Origin of the sequence: Hominiventricola aquisgranensis (assembly GCF_040096225.1) — a bacterium.
Taxonomy (GTDB): Bacteria; Bacillota; Clostridia; order Lachnospirales; family Lachnospiraceae; genus Hominiventricola; species Hominiventricola aquisgranensis.
Genome location: NZ_JBBMFC010000018.1, coordinates 45,061 through 65,177, shown reverse-complemented (window position 1 = coordinate 65,177; position 20,117 = coordinate 45,061). Strand labels below are relative to the sequence as shown.

Sequence of the window (20,117 nt, the reverse complement as noted above, 5' to 3'; positions counted from 1 at the left end):
TTCGGCTATACACTTCCCACTATCTGGGCATGTTCGGGACTTGCACCCGTTAGAGCGTGCCCATGGCGCGCAAACACAAAAAAGAACCACCGGTATACACCAGTGGTTCTCCTTATGTCTGTAATAATTAAACCGGATATGCTCCGTTCTCGGTGTCTGCAACATTTGCATCCATCTTGGTCTGCTGTGCTTCTCTGTATTTGAAGAAGTCAGTAGCAACCTGCGGGAACAGTGCGTAGGACAGAACGTCCTCATCCTGCTGTTTGTATTTTTCCATCTCAGCTTCCAGCTTCGGCAGCTCGTTGCCGATCAGGTCTGCCGGACGGCAGGTAATGATCTCACCATCTCCGATGCACTTCTTCTGTACTTCCGGATTGAACGGTTTTACAGTCTTTCCGTATTTTCCAGAGAGAACATCTTTGGTCTCTTTGGTTACCATCTTGTAACGCTCACCCATGATTACGTTAAATACTGCCTGAGTACCAACGATCTGAGAAGACGGAGTAACCAGCGGGCACTCACCAAGATCTTTACGTACACGCGGAACCTCTTCCAGTACGTCATAGAACTTGTCTTCTGCATGCTGCTCTTTCAGCTGGGAAGTCAGGTTGGAAAGCATTCCACCCGGTACCTGATACAGAAGAGTCTTGATGTTAACGCCAAGGTTCTTCGGATTCAGCAGACCGGTCTCAAGAGCTTCGTCACGCATCGGTCTGAAGTAATCAGCGATCTCAGCCAGAAGCTTCTGATCATATCCGGTATCATACGGAGTTCCTTTGAAGGTCTCAACCATAACCTCAGTTGCCGGCTGGGAAGTACCCAGAGCAAACGGAGACATTGCACAGTCGATCACATCCACGCCAGCCTCAACAGCTTTGAGGTAAGTCATGGAAGCAACACCGGATGTATAATGAGTATGCAGCTGAATCGGGATCTTAACGGTCTCTTTCAGTGCAGTAACCAGCTCGGTTGCTTTGTACGGAAGGAGAAGTCCTGCCATATCTTTGATACAGATAGAATCTGCTCCCATCTCTTCGATCTGTTTTGCCATGGAGGTCCAATACTCAAGTGTATAAGCATCTCCCAGTGTATAGGAAAGTGCGACCTGAGCATGTCCGCCCTCTTTGTTGGATGCCTTTACTGCAGTCTGCAGGTTACGAAGGTCATTCAGACAGTCGAAGATACGAATGATATCAATACCGTTTGCGATGGATTTCTGTACAAAGTACTCAACCACATCATCACCATACGGACGATATCCCAGAATGTTCTGTCCACGGAACAGCATCTGCAGCTTGGTCTTCTTAGCTCTTTCACGGATCTTACGAAGTCTGTCCCACGGATCCTCTTTCAGGAAACGTAAGGAAGCATCGAAAGTAGCTCCACCCCAGCACTCCAGGGAATGATATCCTACGTTGTCAAGCTTTTCGATGATCGGAAGCATCTGCTCAGTTGACATACGGGTAGCAATCAGAGACTGATGTGCGTCACGCAGGATAGTCTCTGTTATTTTAATCGGCTTTTTAGCGATTTCAGTCATTTTCTATTCCTCCTACAAATTTGTCCTTTTCCGTCAGCAGCTTAGAATACTCCGAAAATAGCCATGAAAGTTCCGGCTGCAACTGCAGTACCGATAACACCGGCTACGTTCGGTCCCATTGCATGCATCAGAAGGAAGTTGGTCGGATCAGCCTCTGCACCAACCTTCTGGGATACACGGGCTGCCATAGGAACTGCAGACACACCTGCAGAACCGATCAGCGGGTTTACCTTTCCTCCGGTCAGTTTACACATGATCTTACCGAAGAGAACACCTGCTGCAGTACCAAATGCAAATGCAATCAGACCCAGAGCAACGATCTTCAGGGTATCCAGGTTCAGGAATGCTTCTGCACTTGTGGTAGCTCCTACAGAAGTACCAAGCAGAATAACTACGATATACATCAGGGCATTGGATGCAGTCTCTGTCAGCTGACGAACCACACCGCTCTCACGGAACAGGTTACCCAGCATCAGCATACCAACCAGCGGAGCGGTGGTAGGCAGGATCAGAGAAATAATGATCGTAACGATGATCGGGAACAGGATCTTCTCCAGTTTAGATACTGGACGAAGCTGCTCCATCTTGATCTTACGCTCTTTCTCAGTGGTCAGAAGCTTCATGATAGGCGGCTGGATAACCGGCACCAGTGACATATAGGAATATGCCGCTACTGCGATCGGTCCCATAATAGCCGTCTGCTGCAGCTTACCTGCCAGGAAGATGGAAGTCGGACCGTCAGCACCTCCGATAATGGAGATTGCTGCTGCTGCTTTATCAGAGAAGCCAAGAAGCATAGCTCCCAGATAAGCTGCGAAAATACCGAACTGAGCAGCTGCACCAAGCAGGAAGCTCTTCGGGTTTGCGATCAACGGACCGAAGTCTGTCATCGCACCTACACCCATAAAGATCAGGGACGGAAGGATCGCCCACTCATCCAGTGTGTAGAAATAGTAGAGAAGTCCGCCGACTCCGTTGGCAGAATCCTCGATTGACAACATAATGTCAGGATAAATGTTTACCAGCAGCATTCCAAAAGAGATAGGAACCAGAAGCAGAGGCTCAAACTCTTTTGCAATAGCCAGATACAGGAATCCACAAGCAACAGCGATCATTACGTAGTTTCCCCAGGTCAGGTTAAAGAACGCGGTCTGCTGCAGGAGATTTCCTAATGTTTCAGCAATATAGCTCATGTTGTAACCTCCAATGATTAATTAGAATACCAGTCGTATATGTTCCTAGTTCATGGTAGCTAATACATCACCGGACTCTACAGCGTCACCAACAGATACGTTGATGCCAGCAACGGTTCCGTCTTCCGGAGCTACAACCGGGATCTCCATCTTCATAGCTTCCAGGATCACAATCGGATCACCAGCTTTTACAGCCTGGCCAGCACTTGCTTCTACTTTAAATACTTTACCCGGTACAGATGCGGTTACTTCGATGGAACCAGCACTTGCTGCCGGTGCTGCTGCAGCCGGTGCTGCTGCCGGTGCCTTCGGTGCTGCCTTCGGAGCTGCTGCGCGAACCGGTGCGCTTCCTGCGCCACCTTCTTCTACAGATACTTCATATACAGTGCCATTTACGGTAATGGTATAATTTTTCATCTTAATATATCCTCCTAATTTCCTTATACTCTTTTCCAGGTTGCGGAATCTGCACGACGGATGGAACGTACTACGAATCCATCAGATGAGCTTCCGGTATATGCACAGATCGCTGCGGTGATCGCTGCGACTAACTCGCCCTCATCCACAGTCGGCTCTGCCGGTGCTGCTACTGGAGCTGCAGCCGGTGCTGCTGCCGGTTTTGCGGCTGGTGCTTTCTCTTCTTTCTTCTTTCCGAATTTTGCCTGAATATTCGGAATGAAGTTGAAGCAGTAGATGACCAGACTGATCAAGATCAGTACTGCGAATACAGTTCCCATACCAAGGAGTGTATTCATTCCTGCTTTTGCAAGAATCTCACCCAGAGAATACTCCGGATTTACAGTTACACTCTGTGCAACACTCTTCTTGTTGAATACAATTTCCAGATCCGCTTTGCGCTGTTCGTAAGTCAGGTGAGTGATCAAAATCACTTCATCCTTCTTAGTCTCAAACTCATAACCATCCGTACTTACATAAGCACCCAGCTCTTCCATAGAACCTTCGTAACCTGCAAAAGCGGTGGTAAATGCTTCAGCGGTAAACGGAAGTCCATAAGAGTCCAGCATAGACTGAGCATCTTCCTCATCCATGGTTGCATATGTATCAAGATCAGCCTCTGACAGACCATTCCAGCTTCCGATCAGGAAATCAGATACAGACTGAAGATACGCACTGTCATACTCGATAGTCTCACTGTCATTTGCACTTCCGCAGGCAGTCAGACCCAGAACCGATACAGAAAGCACTAGCAGCGCAAGGATCTTTCTTAATTTCTGTTTCATATGATTCACCTCGCTCTACACGGTTCCATGTTTTTTAAAGGGACGGTCTTCTCTCTTGGTGTACAGCATCTCAAATGCACCGATCACGTATTTTCTGGTATCCTGTGCTTCGATCACACTGTCAACATAACCTCTCTTTGCTGCTGAAGCAACACTGTTCTGAAGTTCTGCATAAGCAGCTTCTTTCTCTCTCAGCTCTTTTGCGTCAGCTTCCGGATACATTACTTTCACCGCAAGTTTTGCACCCATCATACCGATTTTTGCATTCGGCCATGCGTATACAACGTCAGCGCCAAGACCTTTGCTGTTCATAGTCACATATGCGCTTCCGTAAGCTTTTCCAACTACTACATTTACCTTCGGTACAGTTGCCTCTGCAAATGCATAGGTAAGTGCTGCAGCAGCTGCAGCCATCTTCTTCTCAGAGCATTTGGTTGCCTTGAAGCCAGCTGCGTTGGTCAGAGTCAGTACCGGAATATTGAAAGCATCACAGAACTCTACGAATTTTGCTGCTTTTTCGCATCCTCTTGCAGAGATCTCTGCATTAAACTCTTCAACTGCATTGCCTTCCTCATCGTACAGGGTGGAACGGTTAGCAACTGCTCCTACGGTGGTTCCGTTCAGTTTGATGAATCCGGTCACCATATCTTTTCCATACTCTGCTTTGGTCTCAAAGAAGATTCCGGAGTCAGAGATCATCGGCAGGGTAATTGCCGGATCTGCAGCAGAAGCTTCCAGATCTGCACATACTCTGTTCAGATCATCCTCGCAGTCCATATAGGAAAGATCATCTTCGTTGTTAGCCGGGAGCAGAGATACCAGATCACGGATCTTGGTGATCAGTTCAGCCTCTTCAGCTACAACATCAACATTTCCAACTTCCTCGCTCTGGAATTTTGCAGAAGCAGTATCACATTTGGATGCATCGTTTCCTTCCAGTGCATTCGGGGAGTTTACAAAAAGTTTTGCTTTCTTGGACTCCATAAAGGTAAAGTCAGACATAGCAGATGCTACTGCCATACCGCCGCCGCAGGTTCCAAATACTGCTGTGATCTGCGGAACAACGCCGGATGCCATTGACTGTTTCAGGTACAGCTCTCCAAATGCGTTCAGTGCATCCGTTGCTTCCTGAAGACGAAGACCTGCACAGTCGACAAGACCGATCACCGGTGCTCCCATCTTCATAGCCATATCATAGATTTTTGTAATTTTCTTTGCGTGCATCTCGCCCATGGAGCCTCCCAGCACGGAAGCATCCTGACTGTACACATACACAAGACTCTCATTGATCAGTCCGTAACCTGTGATTACGCCGTCAGAAGGAGTATCTGTGTTGTTCATGTTGAAATCTGTCGCACGTGCAGTAACTGCTGCGCCAATCTCAACAAAGCTGTTCTCGTCAAGCAGCGCTGCAATTCTGCCACTTGCCAAGGTCTGTGCTGTATTACTCATTTTTAGCCCTCCATCACATATATTATTAAATAACGCAAATTCTGCCGTTTTCCATTGTAGCAACTAGCCGCCACTTTTTCAAGCGATTTTTCACAGAATCTAACAATATATGTTCTTACTGATGTAACATATTTTTTGTCATTGTTTTCTGTAACAAAAATAAAAGAAGGCAGATGTTGCAATAGAACATTCTGCCTTCCTGTATGGATTTTCCTTATAAACCAGAATTAAACTCTGGACAGATACTCACCGGTTCTGGTGTCGATCTTGATCTTGTTTCCGGTCTCAACGAACAGCGGAACGTTAACAACTGCACCAGTCTCAACGGTTGCCGGTTTGGTAGCACCTGTTGCAGTATCACCTTTGAAGCCCGGCTCAGTATCTGTGACCTCAAGCTCTACAAACAGCGGAGCCTCTACTGCGAATACGTTACCGTTGTGAGAACAGATCTTAACCATCTCGTTCTCTTTTACAAACTTCAGGGAATCTCCCACATCTTCGCTGTTCAGTGCGATCTGATCGTAGTTCTCCACGTTCATGAAGTGGAACAGATCTCCATCACTGTACAGATACTGCATGTCTACACGGTCAATACGTGCTGCCGGGAATTTCTCGGTCGGACGGAAAGTCTTCTCAACTACACCGCCGTTGATGATATTTTTAAGTTTGGTTCTCACAAATGCAGCACCTTTACCCGGTTTTACATGCTGAAACTCTAAAATCTGATAAACGTTACCTTCGATCTCCAGTGTAACGCCATTTCTGAAATCTCCTGCAGAAATCATGTTAATTCGTCCTCCTTATGTTATACGGGGCAATGCGCAGTCCCCACACTTTATCCTATTTTATAATAGAACATCCATTATTTCAACTGTTTTTTCAAACTTTCTTCATTCTACTTCAGCATTTTTTTCAGTTCATCCATAAATGTATTCACATCTTTGAACTCTCTGTACACGGAAGCAAACCTGACATAAGCCACAGAATCCAGGTCTTTCAGCTTTTCCATAACCATTTCCCCGATCTGACGGCTGGAGATCTCACGTTCCTCTTTGCTGAAAATACTTGATTCCACATCATCGATCATAGCTTCTATCTGTGTGGCTGACACCGGTCTCTTGTGACAGGCACGGAACACCCCGCCCTCAACTTTGGCCCGGTCATAAGTCTCCCTGTTATTATCTTTTTTGATCACGATCATCGGGATCGTCTCTACCTTTTCATAAGTAGTAAACCGTTTATGACATTCATCACATTCTCTTCTCCGGCGGATGGAATCCCCATCATCCGCAGGTCTGGAATCAATGACTCTTGTATTGTCTTTTCCGCAATATGGACACTTCATGAAACCCCTCCTTCTTTGTTGTTCAGTATATAACAGGCTGCACTTTTCTGTCAATGAAAGACTCAAAGAAGCATATGCTTTAACAAACAATGGTGCATGGAGATATTCCGATGAGATTCTGTGAATTAAAAGAAAAAGATGTGATCAACCGATGTGACTGCAAGAAGCTTGGCCAGATCTGTGATCTGGTCATTGATGAGTGTAGTGGTCAGATCTGTTCCATCATCGTGCCTGGTCCTCCAAGACTGTGTGGTCTTCTCTGTCCGGATCAGGAATATATCATTCCCTGGAACTGTATCTGTCAGATCGGTCCTGATATTGTACTGGTGGAGATCACAGCAGAAAAGGTGCTCTCTCCAAGAAAAATATGGAAATAGTTTTTTCTGTATTTTCTGCATAACCCATTTATTTTGGGAAATGCTTTTAACAAGTCAGGAGGGAACTGTATGCTTATCAACAAGGTGGAAATCTGCGGAGTCAACACATCCAAACTGCCGCTCCTTACCAATGATGAAAAGAAGCTGTTATTCGAGCGGATTAAAAAAGGAGATCAGGAGGCCAGGGAGATTTATATTAAAGGCAATCTCCGTCTGGTCTTAAGCGTGATCAAACGGTTCTCATCCAGCAGTGAAAATGCCGATGACTTATTTCAGATCGGCTGCATCGGCCTCATGAAAGCCATCGACAATTTTGACTGTACCATGGATGTAAAATTCAGTACTTATGCAGTGCCTATGATCGTGGGCGAGATCCGCCGGTATCTTCGGGACAACAACAGTATCCGGGTCAGCCGGTCTCTTCGGGATACAGCCTATAAGGCCATCTACGCCAGGGAAATGCTTATGAAAGAGCATGCTTCCGAACCGACCATTCAGGAAATCTCCGCTGCCACCGGCATCGCTGCCGAAGATATTGTATATGCACTGGATGCCATTCAAAGCCCGGTGAGCCTCTTTGATCCAGTCTATACAGAAGGCGGAGACACCCTCTATGTGATGGATCAGATCAGCGATAAAAAAAATAAAGAAGACAACTGGGTGGAAAATCTGTCCTTATCCGAGGCCATGAAGCGGCTGACCCCAAGAGAACATCACATCATCGATCTTCGCTTCTTTGAAGGGAAGACCCAGATGGAGGTGGCTGAGGAGATCCATATCTCCCAGGCTCAGGTCAGCCGTCTGGAAAAAAATGCACTGAAGACCATGCGGAACTATCTGAAATAATCCCCTATTCCATCTACTCGTATCTTACAATCTCTTTTTTCAGTCTTCCGATGATCTTCTTCTCCAGCCGTGAAATATAGGACTGGGAAATTCCCAGAAGATCCGCCACTTCCTTCTGGGTCATCTCCTGCCCGGAAGGATGATTAAGTCCAAACCGCAGTTCGATGATCATCCGCTCCCGTCTGGATAATTTTCCCAACGCTTTTCTTAGAAGCTTTCGTTCCACTTCATTTTCCAGATCTCGGTAAATAATGTCTTCATCCGTTCCCAGAATATCCGAAAGCAGCAGTTCATTTCCATCCCAGTCCACATTCAGCGGCTCATCAATAGATACTTCCATCCGAAGCTTGCTGTTTCTTCTCAGATACATCAGGATCTCATTTTCAATACAACGGGACGCATAGGTAGCAAGTTTGATATTCTTTCCACTGTTAAACGTATTGATTGCTTTGATAAGTCCTATGGTTCCAATGGAGATCAGATCCTCCACACCCACTCCGGTATTGTCAAATTTTTTCGCTATGTAGACTACCAGCCGCAGGTTATGTTCGATCAGCGTGGCTTTTGCCTGCTGTTCCTGTTCTGTTGAAAGATTGTGTATCGCTTCCGACTCCTCCACCGGATTCAAGGGCGGTGGAAGGATCTCGGAACCTCCTATATAATGGATTTCTCCTTTCTGAGCCAGAAACATACTTTTGAATCTGGGTACGACTTTCAATTGGATCTGATTGGGTATTGCTACCTTGATGATCATGTTGCCTCCTCCCGGGAGGACAGAAGCTCCTGATGAAGAATCAGCTCATACTGTCTGCTGGTCATAGGCATGCCTGCAAGGATCGGATGCCTGCACACACAGATTCCTGTATTTGTGGTAATTTCCATGCGATCCAGCACATACGCTTTTAAAAGTCCATGCTCCGCAACGGTCTGATAAGGAATGAGTCTCGGAAAAAGCTCTTTTCCAGACTTCTTCACAAGTGCCTGCAGCACCGGTTCCGTACAGACGCTGACCGGCCGACCGCTCACAGGATCCCGCAGGGAATTTCCTGTATCCACAAGTCCCTCGGTGCTGATCGATGCCTCCCCCAGATACAATGCCACCGGACAGATGATATCTTCTCGCTCCCGAAGCTTCACCAGCACCCACTCGACAGCCAGCAGGATACCTGCAAGCACCATCGAACCTCCTGCCATCATAAGCCCCGCCGGCACATAGAACTGTTCCAGATACCGGATCGTACCGCCAAGCAGCCATCCTTCCAGATATAACACGACCAGACACTTTATGTATGTGTTCCTTTTTCCGTATGCGGTCCGGATCATGACTGCCGCCGTAAGAATCGTCCCCAGAAACCATCCTGCTGTTGTCAGATAAGCCGAACCTGTTTCCAGCAGACAGGCTCCCATGCTTCCCAGTGCTGCTCCGGCTGCGATCCGTTTTCTGTCTGTCTGATACCCCATCAGTCTGGATGTGAGAAGCAAGAGACACACGTTGACCCACAGATTTTCCACAAACAGTACATCTACATAAACTTCATAATACACTTGCTGTCCTCTCTCTTATGATAGACAACATTATAAAAAAAGTAGGCCGCGAACCGTGTCAAACGGTGCAGCCTGCTTTTCTATTTCATAGACAAAAGCTGACAAAATACTCTCATCTGCTCGATGGGAATCTGACCCGGTGCGGATGCTTCTCCCACACTCGCAAAGGTCATAGCTGAACCTGTCAGGGTTCCTGCCAGACGACTTAAGACTCCCAGACGACCCATGGACATGGTCACTACCGGAATATCCAGAGAATGGTCTGCCTCCATGGTTGCTTCCATCAGTGTCATCACATCTTCCCGGCTCTGTGGCATCACTGCGATCTTCGCCACATCTGCTCCCATCTCCTGCATCCTGGTCAGACGGCGGATCAGTTCTTCTCTGTCCGGTGTCCGGTCAAAATTGTGAAAAGATGCGATCACATGAACACCTGCGCTTTGAAGTTTTCTGATCTCTTCTGATGTCCGTTCTTCCTCCCGGAATGCTTCCACATCTACCAGATCCACATAGCCGGATCTGGCAGCCCGTTCATTCAACTCATAGTAAGTATCTTTCATCACTGCAAGCTGTCCACCTTCATAGACTGTCCGGAGCGTGAAAAGCAGTGCTTTTTCTCTGATCCGTCCGCGGATTCCCTGTAGCACTTCGAGCAGTTCATCCCTGTCTTCCACACGGTCGAACCAGTCTCCCCGCCATTCCACCACATCCGCTTCTGTCTTTGCAATAACCTCTGCAGCCTTAAAAATATCTTCTTTTGTCCTGCCTACGATAGGCGCACAGATTTTCGGATCTCCTTCTCCAAAAACACCTGTACTTAATTTGAATGTCCGTTTCATCTCTTTATCCCTACTTAAAATACTTATTTTTTACCAGTTCTACCGGCATCGGTTTACCGGTCCACAGTTCAAACGCATAGGCTCCCTGATAGAGCAGCATATACATGCCGTTGAATGTCGGGCATCCAACTGATTCTGCCATCTGAAGAAGTCTGGTCTTCCTCGGCTGGTAGATCACATCCGATACGATCAGTTCCGGATGAAAGTAACTTACATCCGGCACCAGGCAGCCCTCTTCATGGGGACTCATGCCTACAGAGGACGCATTGATCAGAATGGCACTCTCATCGATGCTCTTTTTCATCTGCACCTCATCCTTCAGTTCATACATACAGACCTTACAGTCTGTCCGGCTGTTCACCCGATGGATGACCTGCTCCACTGCGTTCCATGAATTACCTTTTCTGGCAATCACATCGATTTTCGGCACTCCATCCAGCGCCGCCTGAGTAATGATCGAAGCCGCTGCCCCTCCGGTCCCCAGAAGCGTCATCTTCTTTCCGATAATATCGAAGCCTGCATCTGTTACCGCAGTCATATATCCTTTTCCATCCGTATTAAACCCGGTCAGAACACCATTTTCCTGCACTACCGTATTGACTGCCCCGATCAGTTCCGCTTCTTTGGAGAGCTTGTCTACCCGTTCAAACATCCGCCGCTTGTGAGGCATGGTACAGTTCCATCCTCTGGCATTAAAGGTAATGAGCCCATCCACTGCTGCCTCAAATTGTTCCGGTGCCACATCAAATGCCAGATATACATAGTCCAGTCCGTGATAACGGAAGGATTCATTGTGCATCTCAGGCGAAACGCTGTGTGCCACCGGCTGGCCCAGCAGACAGGTCAGTCCCGTATGTCCTGTAATCGGTATTGTTTCCATATAGTCTATCCTCTTCCCATATATCTATTCAAAGAAACACCCATTACATGCCCACGCCTCAGGCGTTTTCGGCACATAGTGGGTGTCTGATATATCCTTTATTATCTATCTGTTTTTCTGAAAGAACTGCGGAATCTTGATCTCCTGTTCTTCTATGGTACTCTCCGGCTTCTTAAACGTCTTCAGTCCCGGAAGCGGCTGTACCGGTTTGGTCTTGAACTCCGGTTTTACCGGATTCTGTGCTGCTGTTGAAGCGGCTGCAGTCGGCTGCGGAGTTTTCTGAGTTACCGGACGATAATTCGGCAGGACAGACTTGTTGGCATTATCCTGCAGACCTGTTGCAATTACAGTGATACTTACTTCATCAGAATTGGTGGAGTCATACATTGCACCAAAGATCACGTTTGCATCCTCGCCTACCTGCTCCTGTACATAGCTTGCTGCCTCGTTGGCATCAATCAGAGAAATATCTCCGGATACATTGATGATCACATGAGATGCTCCTGCGATAGTTGTCTCCAGAAGCGGACTGGTGATTGCCTGTTTTACTGCCTCCAGAGCCTTGTCGTCTCCTCTTGCAGTACCAATACCAATATGTGCGATACCCTTGTCTGTCATGACGGTCTGTACGTCTGCGAAATCCAGATTGATCAGTGCCGGCAGATTGATCAGATCAGTAATACCCTGTACTGCCTGCTGCAATACTTCATCTGCTTTCTTCAGTGCCTCCGGCATGGTAGTTCTGCGGTCCACAATCTCCAGAAGCTTATCGTTCGGGATCACGATCAGAGTATCTACGGAAGCTTTCAGCTTCTCGATACCTGCCAGTGCATTGTTCATTCTCTGCTTTGCTTCAAAACGGAACGGCTTGGTCACAACACCAACCGTCAGGATCCCCATCTCTTTAGCTGCTCTTGCCAGAACAGGAGTTGCACCGGTTCCGGTTCCGCCACCCATACCACAGGTTACAAATACCATGTCTGCACCCTGGATCGCTTCTTTGAGCTCTTCAATACTCTCTTCTGCCGCCTTTTCACCGATCTCAGGCTTTGCACCTGCTCCCAGTCCTTTGGTCAGCTTCTCGCCGATCTGGATCGCCGTCGGAGCCTTGCAGAGCTTCAGTGCCTGCTTGTCCGTGTTCACACCGATAAATTCTACTCCGCCGATCTGTTCCTCTACCATTCTATTTACAGCATTATTTCCTGCACCACCAACGCCGATCACAATGATCCGTGCAGCTGCTTCTGTTTCATTCGTCATGATTTCCAACAAGGCTATATCCTCCTTCAAATAGCGATTTCCCACGCCATCTTACATTACTTTATATCATAGCTTCTTTTCTTAAAATGCGCAACAAATTTTTGAAAAAAATCATAATTACTGCTTTACTTTGCCGACTCCAGGGAAATATGCGTTGTCTCGTCTGTATAGTTTTCCATATGAAGCGTACCGGACTTGTCCTTAAGATCTCCCTCCAGCTGTTTGAGTCTGGAAATCTTCTCATCCAGATTCTCCCCGGTTCCCAGTGCCACTTTCACATCTCCCAGTTGAAGGAACAGTTCACCTCCTGCTCCAAACCGGATCTCATCCGGATCCAGATCATATTTGGTCAGAAGCTTTGTAATGCTTAGAATCGTATCAAAAATCGTCGGATCTTCCACGCTTAATGGCTGATGTATGGCAAGACTGTCAAAGGTCACACCGCTGATCTGTGGGATTCCCTCCAGTTCCTGGGTAGAACTCTCCACCACGATGCCATCTTTGTCAAAATACACATCCTGCCCCAGATAGCGCACATAACCTACCATATTTTTCTCATAGACCCGGATCTTCAGGCTCTGCCAGGAATCCATGGTCACTTCAAAATCGTCGATAAACGGAATCTCCGGATGCTCCTGATATTTATACCGAAGATATACCAGAAGCGTATTCTGAAGACTTCCTTCATCCAGCAGCAGATCCACTACTTCTTCCTTGGTATAGTAGGCATTTCCGGTCACAGTCACCTGCCGCACCCGGAAAACACCTGCAAAAGATAATCCCAATATGAACAGTACTGCCAGTGCCGCCAGTACCACGATCAATTTTTTTACTGTCTTTGTTTTTGTTTCTTTTTTCCACATGCGTTCAGTATATCACGATTCCCAGTGATTTCAAATCCCCTTTTATATCTTCATAGCCCCGGCGCACATATTCCATGCCTTCCATAACAGTCTCCCCTTCTGCTGCCAGTGCCGCCATAATAAGACCCGCGCCTCCCCGCAGTTCTCTTGCCTGCACCTTCGCTCCCGAAAGTCCCCGGACTCCCTCGATCAGCGCAAAACTGTCCTGATTTACAATGGATGCCCCCATCTTCACAAGTTCCGGCACGATCTGAAACCGGGCTTCAAATATTTTTTCTTCTACAAAACTGATGCCATCCGCCGTGGACAACACTGCCATCAATGCCGACTGAAGATCGGTGGAAAATCCCGGAAACGGAGCTGTCACAATATTCGGGATCGGGCGGCAGCGTTTCTCCATCTGTACATGGATCCAGTCCTTCCCGCTCTCTACGACTGCTCCCATCTGTTCCAGCAGATGGGGCAGTGTCCCCAGATGCTGCACTGGCAGATGAAGAAGCTTTACGTCTCCTCTGGTGATCAGCGCACCAAGCAGATAGGTTCCTGCCACGATTCGGTCAGACGGAATGATATATTCCACTGCATCCAGCTTTTTCACTCCTTCAATGGTCACACAAGGTGTTCCATCTCCCCTCACTTTTGCTCCCATTTTCCGTAAGAATTCTGCCAGCACACAGATCTCCGGTTCCATGGCCGCCCCATGAATCACTGTCACACCCTCTGAGAGTACCGCCGCCAGCATCAGGTTCTCCGTAGCTCCCACACTTGGAAAATGAAGACAGATCTGCGCTCCGTGAAGCCGGTCCGCTGATCCGCACAGGGTATGTTCCTCCTGGCGAAAATCCGCGCCCAGCAGTCTAAGACCGCTTAGATGAAGATCAATGGGCCGCTTTCCAATGGTACAACCACCTGGATAAGGGATTTCTACCTGATGAAGCCTTCCCAGCATACTTCCAAGCAAGGTGATGGTGGAACGCATCTTTCCCGCTCCTGATCCTGTGATTCTGTGATTATCAAGACTTCTGGTGTCCAGAATCACCATATGACCTTCCCGTCTGACCCGGCAGCCCGCTGTCTGCAGCAGTTCCAGCATATGATCCACATCGGAGATTTCCGGGCAGTGATGCAGAACAAAGATTCCGTCAGCCAACACTGCTGCCGCCAGGATCGGAAGCGCCGCATTTTTGGAACCCTGTACCAGTAATTCTCCCTGCATTCTCTGTGGTCCGCTGATCACAATTCTGTTTTCGTCCACATCCCTCTCCTTTGGACCCGCCTTCAGGTCATCCGTTATATACCAGTATATGCAAAAAATGCCTGTCAGTGTTCCTGCTCTGTAACGCTGCCACTATCAGTGTTCCTTCCGCACACCCCTGGACACGCTTAAAGCAATCCCCATCTCCAGCAGCAAAAAAACGACAGATGTGCCACCATAGCTGACAAACGGAAGAGTGATTCCCGTATTCGGGATCGTATTGGTCACCACTGCTACATTCAGAATCACCTGGATCATAATATGCCCCATAACTCCTGCCGCCAGGAGAGCTCCAAACAAATCCTTCGTCCAAGTGGCGATCACCATGAGCCGCCAGATCAGAAGCCCGAAGATCACCAGCACTGCCACTGCACCTGTAAGCCCCAGTTCCTCACAGATGATTGAAAAGATCATATCGTTCTGTGCCTCTGGCACAAAGCCCAGCTTCTGCATGCTTTCTCCCAATCCCACACCGAAGAGTCCACCAGAACCGATAGCATAGAGTCCCTGCATGGTCTGATATCCTTTTTCGTATAATTCCGGATTCCGCCAGATGGCCAGCCGTTCCAGCCGGTAGGATTCCAGACTCAGGAAAATACCGATGAATCCCACTCCTGTGCCGCCGATCCATAGAAAAGGTAAAAACTGTGGATTTGCAACAAAGATCAGGATTACTGCGATTCCAAGAATAATAATTGCCGTACTCAAGTTGTTGGATCCTACCAGCCCCACAACCGGAAGGATCAGAAGGATCACAAGAAACATATATTTCCATGATTTCATATGAGATGCATTACGGCTTACAATAGCAGCCAGCAGAACGACCACCGCCAGTTTTGCGTACTCAGAAGGCTGGAAGGACAGAGGACCCAGTGCCAGCCACCGTTTGGATCCATTATATTCCCGTCCGACAAACAACACGGCTGTGGACAGCATCAGTGCAATTCCATATCCGATCCAGGCATAATTCTGAAGCCTCCGATAATCCATACAGGACACCAGATACATGGAAAAGAGTCCGATACTGGTCGCAAAAAACTGTTTACGTAAATAATAGGCAGGGTCAGCAAATTTGACCCTGCCATTGTAAGCACTGGTACTGTACAGCACCACAAGCCCGAACACCACAAGAAGCAATACCAGAATCAGAAGTACATAATCAATGGATTCTTTTGTATCACCATTTCTTTGATGCAGGTCTGTCATGCCATCAGATCCCTCACATATTTTTTAAATAATTCTCCGCGCTGCTCAAAGCTTTTGAACATATCCCAGCTTGCACAGGCCGGAGACAGAAGCACAGCGTCACCGGATCCGGCTCTTGCCGCACACTCTTTCACCGCATCTTCCAGAGAATCTGCAAACACAATATGCTCAAATCCGTGCTTTCTTGCACAGTCAGCAATCTTCTGCGCTGTCACACCGATCAGCACCAGTTCTTTCACTTTTCCATCAAATGCCTCGATCCACTCATCATACTCCGAACCCTTATCGTAACCTCCGCCGATCAGATAGGTAGGACGGTTCATGGCCTGAATCCCTTTGATCGCCGCATCCGGGTTGGTTCCCTTGGAATCATTATAATATGCCACACCAGCAATTTCTTCCACGAATTCGATCCGGTGTTCCACCGCACGGAACTCCAACAGTGTCTTACGGATCACGTCCACAGGCACGCCCATTCGATGGGTAATGGCGATGGCTGCCATGGCATTTTCATGATTGTGTCCACCGAGAATATGAAGCTCATCCACATGGCAGATCTGTTCTTTTCTTCCATCATCTTTCAGCACAAGATAACCATCTTCCAGGTCTACGCCCTGTTCCAGTTTATGCAGTCGGCTGAAAAACAGAACATCTGCCGGACAGTTTTCCCCATATGCCCGCAGCAATTCATCGTCATAGTTCAGCACGCAGGTATCTGCCTTCGTCTGATTCTCTGCGATCCGTTCCTTGGCCGCAATATAATTATCCATAGTATGATGACGGTTCAGATGATCCGGCGTAATATTAAGGATCGCACTGACTTTCGGATGAAACTCTACAATACTCTCCAGCATAAAGCTGCTGATCTCTGCTGCCGTCATAGCATCCGGCTCCATACCGTCCGCCACATCTGCATATGGCATGCCGATATTTCCCACCACATAGGTATGCGGATTATAATTTTTCAGGATCTGCCCCACAAGGGTTGTCGTCGTGGTCTTTCCATTCGTTCCGGTGATCGCTGCAATACTCCCCTGTCCGCAGCGATATCCAAGTTCGATCTCACCCCAGACTGGAATCTCACGCCTTCTGACCTCCAGCATCATTGGAATATCCATCGGGACTCCAGGACTTGGGATCACCAGATCCACCGTGTCCAGCAAGCCTTCCGGCAGAGTTCCGATCAAGATCTGTGCCTGACTGTCTGCTTTTAATTTTGCTTTTACATCTGCACATTTCAGTTTTTCATTGGCATCAAACAGGATCACCTGAGCACCTTTTCGTTCCAGCAGAGATACCGCTGACAATCCACTGATCCCGGTTCCAATGACCAGCGCCTTTGTGTCTGTAAATTCCATAGTGCCTCCTTACATTGCTGCCAGTGCGATCAGACAGCAAAATGCTTCTATAATAGAAAATACTGTTACCACACGAGTCTCAGACCATCCGCATTTTTCAAAATGATGATGGATCGGAGCCATCTTGAAAAACCGCTTACCATGAGTCGCTTTGAAATAAGTGACCTGAATGATCACAGATAGCACCTCAACCATATAGATCAGTCCAACCAGCAGAAGGAACAGTGGCATATTCAGCATATATGCCACCGATGCCACGAATCCGCCCAGTGCCAATGAACCGGTGTCTCCCATGAATACACTTGCCGGATATACATTAAACAGAAGAAATCCAAGAAGTCCACCTGCAACTGCCAGTGTCACCGGTGCAATGCCTGTTCCCGTTCCCAGTGCGACTACAGAGAAAAATACAGCAACGATCACCGTAACACTGGAAGCCAGGCCATCAAGTCCATCCGTAAAGTTGGTTCCATTGACTGTTCCGATCACGACAAAGAACAGAAGCGGAATGGAAAGCCAGCCAAGATCAATGGTCAGTCCCGGGCAGAACGGTACCAGCATCGTCAGCCCTGCTTCCGAATATTTCACCATATAATATGCAAATACAGCCGTCACCACCAGCTGTCCTGCCATCTTCTGTCCTGGTGTCAGCCCTTCGGAACGCTTCAGGACCACTTTAATATAGTCATCCAAAAATCCTACAATACCAAATCCTACAGTCATAAATAATACCGGAATGATCTTTGGATAATCTTTTACATAAAACAGGCAGGTCACCACCACACCCAGCAGGAAAATAATACCTCCCATGGTAGGAGTTCCATTCTTCTTCAGATGAGTCTGCGGACCATCGTCCCTCACCGTCTGTCCTGCTTTCAGCCTCCTAAGGATTCCGATGATCTTCGGACCTGCAGCCGCACTGATCACAAAAGAGATCAGCAATGGGGCAATCACACCAAAATTCAACATAATCAACACCTCATATTCATTTGTTTCTGTTCAGAGTCCCATTCCCACGACTCTGAACAGTAATCAGTATACGTCTTTCAGGCGAATTTATCAACCATCGGTCTTGCATTTTTATCAGTACAGGTGTAAAATAATCTTATATGCGGATATAGTTCATCGGTAGAATGTCAGCTTCCCAAGCTGAACAGGCGGGTTCGACTCCCGTTATCCGCTTTCAAAAAGTCTTCTCAATCCCCAGATAAGGTAAAATATTTTCAAATATTGTCCGCACCACAGGTGCACAGACAGTTCCACCGTAGTAGATGCCCTGAGGATCATGGACAATGCACACGGCCAGCACCTGTGGATCATTGGCTGGTGCAAATCCAAGAAATGAAGAAATATATTTATGGGCACTTCTGGGCAAGGTCTGAGAAGTTGCTGTCTTTCCACCGATCCGGTAGCCTTCCAGATAGGCTTTCTTTCCTGATCCTTCTGCTACTACTTTTTCCAATATTTCCCGCATCTGCTCAGACACCTTTTCTGTAACGATTCCTTTCTTCACTGGATAAGAAAATTCCTTCAAGATCTTTCCTTCCTGATCCTGTACTGCTACTCCAAAATGCGGTGTGATCCGACGTCCTCCATTGACCACCGAGCTTGCCATCACCGCCAGTTGTACCGGTGTGATCTGAAACGACTGTCCAAAGGTCATGGTCGCCAGTTCTACTTCGCCGATGTTATCAAGCTTATGCATAATGGTGCCTGCCTCGCCCGGAATATCAATGCCGGTCAATGACAGAAGTCCATAATCTGAAAAACACTGATAAAACCTGTCAACGCCCATGCGAAGCCCCATTTCCATCAAAGCCGGATTACAGCTGTTCTCCAAAGCTTTGGTAAAGTCCTCACTCCCATGTCCACCTGCTTTATGACAGCGGATCCGCCGGTCTTCCACGATCTTATAACCTGGACAGTAATACTGGTCTGTCAGCTTGGATGTACCCGTCAGCAAGGCCGCCGAAGAAGTAAATATTTTGAAAGTGGATCCCGGCTCATAGGTATCATTGACGCACTGATTTCTCCACATCTGGTTCAAGGCATCCTGCTTTTGCTGATCTGTCATGGCCGAAGCATCCACTCCCGTATTCAATGTAAAAGGATCATTCAGGTCAAATTCCGGCACATTGGCACAGGCATAGATTTCCCCATTCTGGGGGTTCAGTATCAGAATCGACACATAGTCTGCCCCTTTGGCTTCCATGACCTTCTCCGCCTCCTGCTGGGCATACATCTGAATATTATAATCCAGACTGATCACCAGATCGTTACCCGGCACCGGTTCTACCCGGTCTTCCTTTGTATTTTCAAGTTCAATCCCTCTTGCATCAGTCAGCGTAAGAATCGTGCCCGGGATTCCTTCCATATATTCGTCATACTTCACTTCCAGTCCGATGATTCCCTGATTATCGCTTCCCGTAAATCCAAGTACTTTGGACGCCAGTTCTCCATAAGGATAATATCGTTTGAAATCTTCATCTACTTTTACACCGTCATATCCACAGGCGCGAATAGCATCCCCTGTTTCCTTCTTCACATTGGATTTGATTCGTTCAATAGAACTGATCTTTTCCACCCGTTTGCGTACAGTCTCTTCCGGAAGCTTTAGTTCCTCACAGAGCATATCGATCACACCTTCCGGGTCTTTGATCTGACTGTGGATCACAGAAATGGTGCAGACTGTCTGGTTATCTGCAAGAACTGTCCCGTTCCGATCCAGGATCCGTCCTCTGGCCGCCTTAATACTTCGTTCTCTTTCGTGAAGATCCTTCGCCAGATTCTGATAATACTCTGCCTCAAAGATCATCAGATACACCAGTCTTCCTGCCAGGATCGACAACAGAAGCAGGCAGATGCCAAATACGATCACGATCTTTTTTCTATGAAAAGTCCTGCAATGCAAAAAAAC

Annotated in this window: 20 protein-coding genes and 1 tRNA gene; 3 read left to right on the top strand and 18 right to left on the bottom strand. The window is 47.6% G+C overall.

What is annotated here, in order from left to right; all coding sequences use genetic code 11:
• Positions 1–127 precede the first annotated feature (127 nt).
• The 7 genes from WMO62_RS10860 to nrdR all read right to left on the bottom strand — a co-directional run bounded on the left by WMO62_RS10860 (position 128) and on the right by nrdR (position 6,771).
• On the bottom strand, positions 128–1,540 hold the full coding sequence (locus tag WMO62_RS10860) for an oxaloacetate decarboxylase subunit alpha (RefSeq protein ID WP_117496375.1): 1,413 nt from the start codon (positions 1,538–1,540) through the stop codon (positions 128–130).
• A 41-nt stretch (positions 1,541–1,581) separates the two neighbouring features.
• Positions 1,582–2,733: a sodium ion-translocating decarboxylase subunit beta gene (locus WMO62_RS10855; protein ID WP_117496376.1), complete on the bottom strand. Its 1,152-nt coding sequence runs from the start codon at positions 2,731–2,733 to the stop codon at positions 1,582–1,584.
• 45 nt (positions 2,734–2,778) lie between these two features.
• The gene (locus WMO62_RS10850) at positions 2,779–3,150 is read right to left on the bottom strand and encodes a biotin/lipoyl-binding carrier protein (RefSeq protein ID WP_117496377.1); all 372 of its coding nucleotides are present in this window, start codon (positions 3,148–3,150) and stop codon (positions 2,779–2,781) included.
• A gap of 23 nt (positions 3,151–3,173) precedes the next feature.
• On the bottom strand, positions 3,174–3,974 hold the full coding sequence (locus WMO62_RS10845) for an OadG family transporter subunit (protein ID WP_117496378.1): 801 nt from the start codon (positions 3,972–3,974) through the stop codon (positions 3,174–3,176).
• 15 nt (positions 3,975–3,989) lie between these two features.
• Positions 3,990–5,426, bottom strand: coding sequence for an acyl-CoA carboxylase subunit beta (locus tag WMO62_RS10840; RefSeq protein ID WP_349144639.1), 1,437 nt, complete (start codon positions 5,424–5,426; stop codon positions 3,990–3,992).
• Between the two features lie 227 nt (positions 5,427–5,653).
• Positions 5,654–6,211, bottom strand: coding sequence for an elongation factor P (gene efp, locus WMO62_RS10835; protein WP_349144638.1), 558 nt, complete (start codon positions 6,209–6,211; stop codon positions 5,654–5,656).
• Positions 6,212–6,321: 110 nt separating this feature from the next.
• Positions 6,322–6,771, bottom strand: coding sequence for a transcriptional regulator NrdR (nrdR, locus tag WMO62_RS10830; RefSeq protein ID WP_117496381.1), 450 nt, complete (start codon positions 6,769–6,771; stop codon positions 6,322–6,324).
• A 110-nt stretch (positions 6,772–6,881) separates the two neighbouring features.
• Here nrdR and WMO62_RS10825 point away from each other — a divergent pair, with 110 nt between their 5' ends.
• Together WMO62_RS10825 and sigG are read left to right on the top strand one after the other, a co-directional pair.
• The gene (locus tag WMO62_RS10825) at positions 6,882–7,148 is read left to right on the top strand and encodes a PRC-barrel domain-containing protein (protein ID WP_117496382.1); all 267 of its coding nucleotides are present in this window, start codon (positions 6,882–6,884) and stop codon (positions 7,146–7,148) included.
• A 69-nt stretch (positions 7,149–7,217) separates the two neighbouring features.
• Positions 7,218–7,994 carry an RNA polymerase sporulation sigma factor SigG gene (gene sigG / locus WMO62_RS10820; RefSeq protein ID WP_118439368.1) on the top strand — a complete coding sequence of 259 codons (777 nt, stop codon included), beginning with the start codon at positions 7,218–7,220 and terminating at the stop codon, positions 7,992–7,994.
• 13 nt (positions 7,995–8,007) lie between these two features.
• On the opposite strand, the gene sigE is transcribed toward sigG, so the two are convergent.
• From sigE to mraY, 10 genes are all read right to left on the bottom strand, one after another.
• Entirely contained in the window at positions 8,008–8,748 is a 741-nt protein-coding gene (gene sigE / locus WMO62_RS10815; RefSeq protein ID WP_118509843.1) for an RNA polymerase sporulation sigma factor SigE, read from the bottom strand.
• Positions 8,745–9,539 carry a sigma-E processing peptidase SpoIIGA gene (locus tag WMO62_RS10810; RefSeq protein ID WP_349144637.1) on the bottom strand — a complete coding sequence of 265 codons (795 nt, stop codon included), beginning with the start codon at positions 9,537–9,539 and terminating at the stop codon, positions 8,745–8,747. The genes sigE and WMO62_RS10810 overlap by 4 nt, the downstream gene beginning before the upstream one ends.
• Before the next feature lie 80 nt (positions 9,540–9,619).
• Positions 9,620–10,378, bottom strand: a complete 759-nt coding sequence (gene aroD / locus WMO62_RS10805; RefSeq protein WP_118717495.1) for a type I 3-dehydroquinate dehydratase — start codon at positions 10,376–10,378, stop codon at positions 9,620–9,622.
• Positions 10,379–10,388: 10 nt separating this feature from the next.
• Positions 10,389–11,258 carry a shikimate dehydrogenase gene (gene aroE / locus WMO62_RS10800; RefSeq protein WP_349144636.1) on the bottom strand — a complete coding sequence of 290 codons (870 nt, stop codon included), beginning with the start codon at positions 11,256–11,258 and terminating at the stop codon, positions 10,389–10,391.
• 105 nt (positions 11,259–11,363) lie between these two features.
• Complete coding sequence (gene ftsZ / locus WMO62_RS10795; protein ID WP_349144640.1) at positions 11,364–12,518, bottom strand: cell division protein FtsZ; 1,155 nt, start codon at positions 12,516–12,518, stop codon at positions 11,364–11,366.
• Positions 12,519–12,643: 125 nt separating this feature from the next.
• The gene (locus WMO62_RS10790; RefSeq protein WP_117497144.1) at positions 12,644–13,381 is read right to left on the bottom strand and encodes a cell division protein FtsQ/DivIB; all 738 of its coding nucleotides are present in this window, start codon (positions 13,379–13,381) and stop codon (positions 12,644–12,646) included.
• A gap of 4 nt (positions 13,382–13,385) precedes the next feature.
• Positions 13,386–14,636: a UDP-N-acetylglucosamine 1-carboxyvinyltransferase gene (gene murA, locus WMO62_RS10785; protein WP_349144635.1), complete on the bottom strand. Its 1,251-nt coding sequence runs from the start codon at positions 14,634–14,636 to the stop codon at positions 13,386–13,388.
• Between the two features lie 96 nt (positions 14,637–14,732).
• Positions 14,733–15,842 carry an FtsW/RodA/SpoVE family cell cycle protein gene (locus WMO62_RS10780; protein WP_118596049.1) on the bottom strand — a complete coding sequence of 370 codons (1,110 nt, stop codon included), beginning with the start codon at positions 15,840–15,842 and terminating at the stop codon, positions 14,733–14,735.
• Entirely contained in the window at positions 15,839–17,200 is a 1,362-nt protein-coding gene (gene murD / locus WMO62_RS10775; RefSeq protein ID WP_349144634.1) for a UDP-N-acetylmuramoyl-L-alanine--D-glutamate ligase, read from the bottom strand. Before murD ends, WMO62_RS10780 begins: the two co-directional genes overlap by 4 nt.
• Before the next feature lie 9 nt (positions 17,201–17,209).
• Complete coding sequence (gene mraY / locus WMO62_RS10770; RefSeq protein WP_435390484.1) at positions 17,210–18,169, bottom strand: phospho-N-acetylmuramoyl-pentapeptide-transferase; 960 nt, start codon at positions 18,167–18,169, stop codon at positions 17,210–17,212.
• Between the two features lie 142 nt (positions 18,170–18,311).
• Here mraY and WMO62_RS10765 point away from each other — a divergent pair.
• Positions 18,312–18,382: transfer RNA gene (locus tag WMO62_RS10765), tRNA-Gly, on the top strand.
• Between the two features lies 1 nt (position 18,383).
• Here WMO62_RS10765 and WMO62_RS10760 read toward each other — a convergent pair.
• Positions 18,384–20,111, bottom strand: a complete 1,728-nt coding sequence (locus WMO62_RS10760; protein WP_349144633.1) for a peptidoglycan D,D-transpeptidase FtsI family protein — start codon at positions 20,109–20,111, stop codon at positions 18,384–18,386.
• Positions 20,112–20,117: the final 6 nt, after the last annotated feature.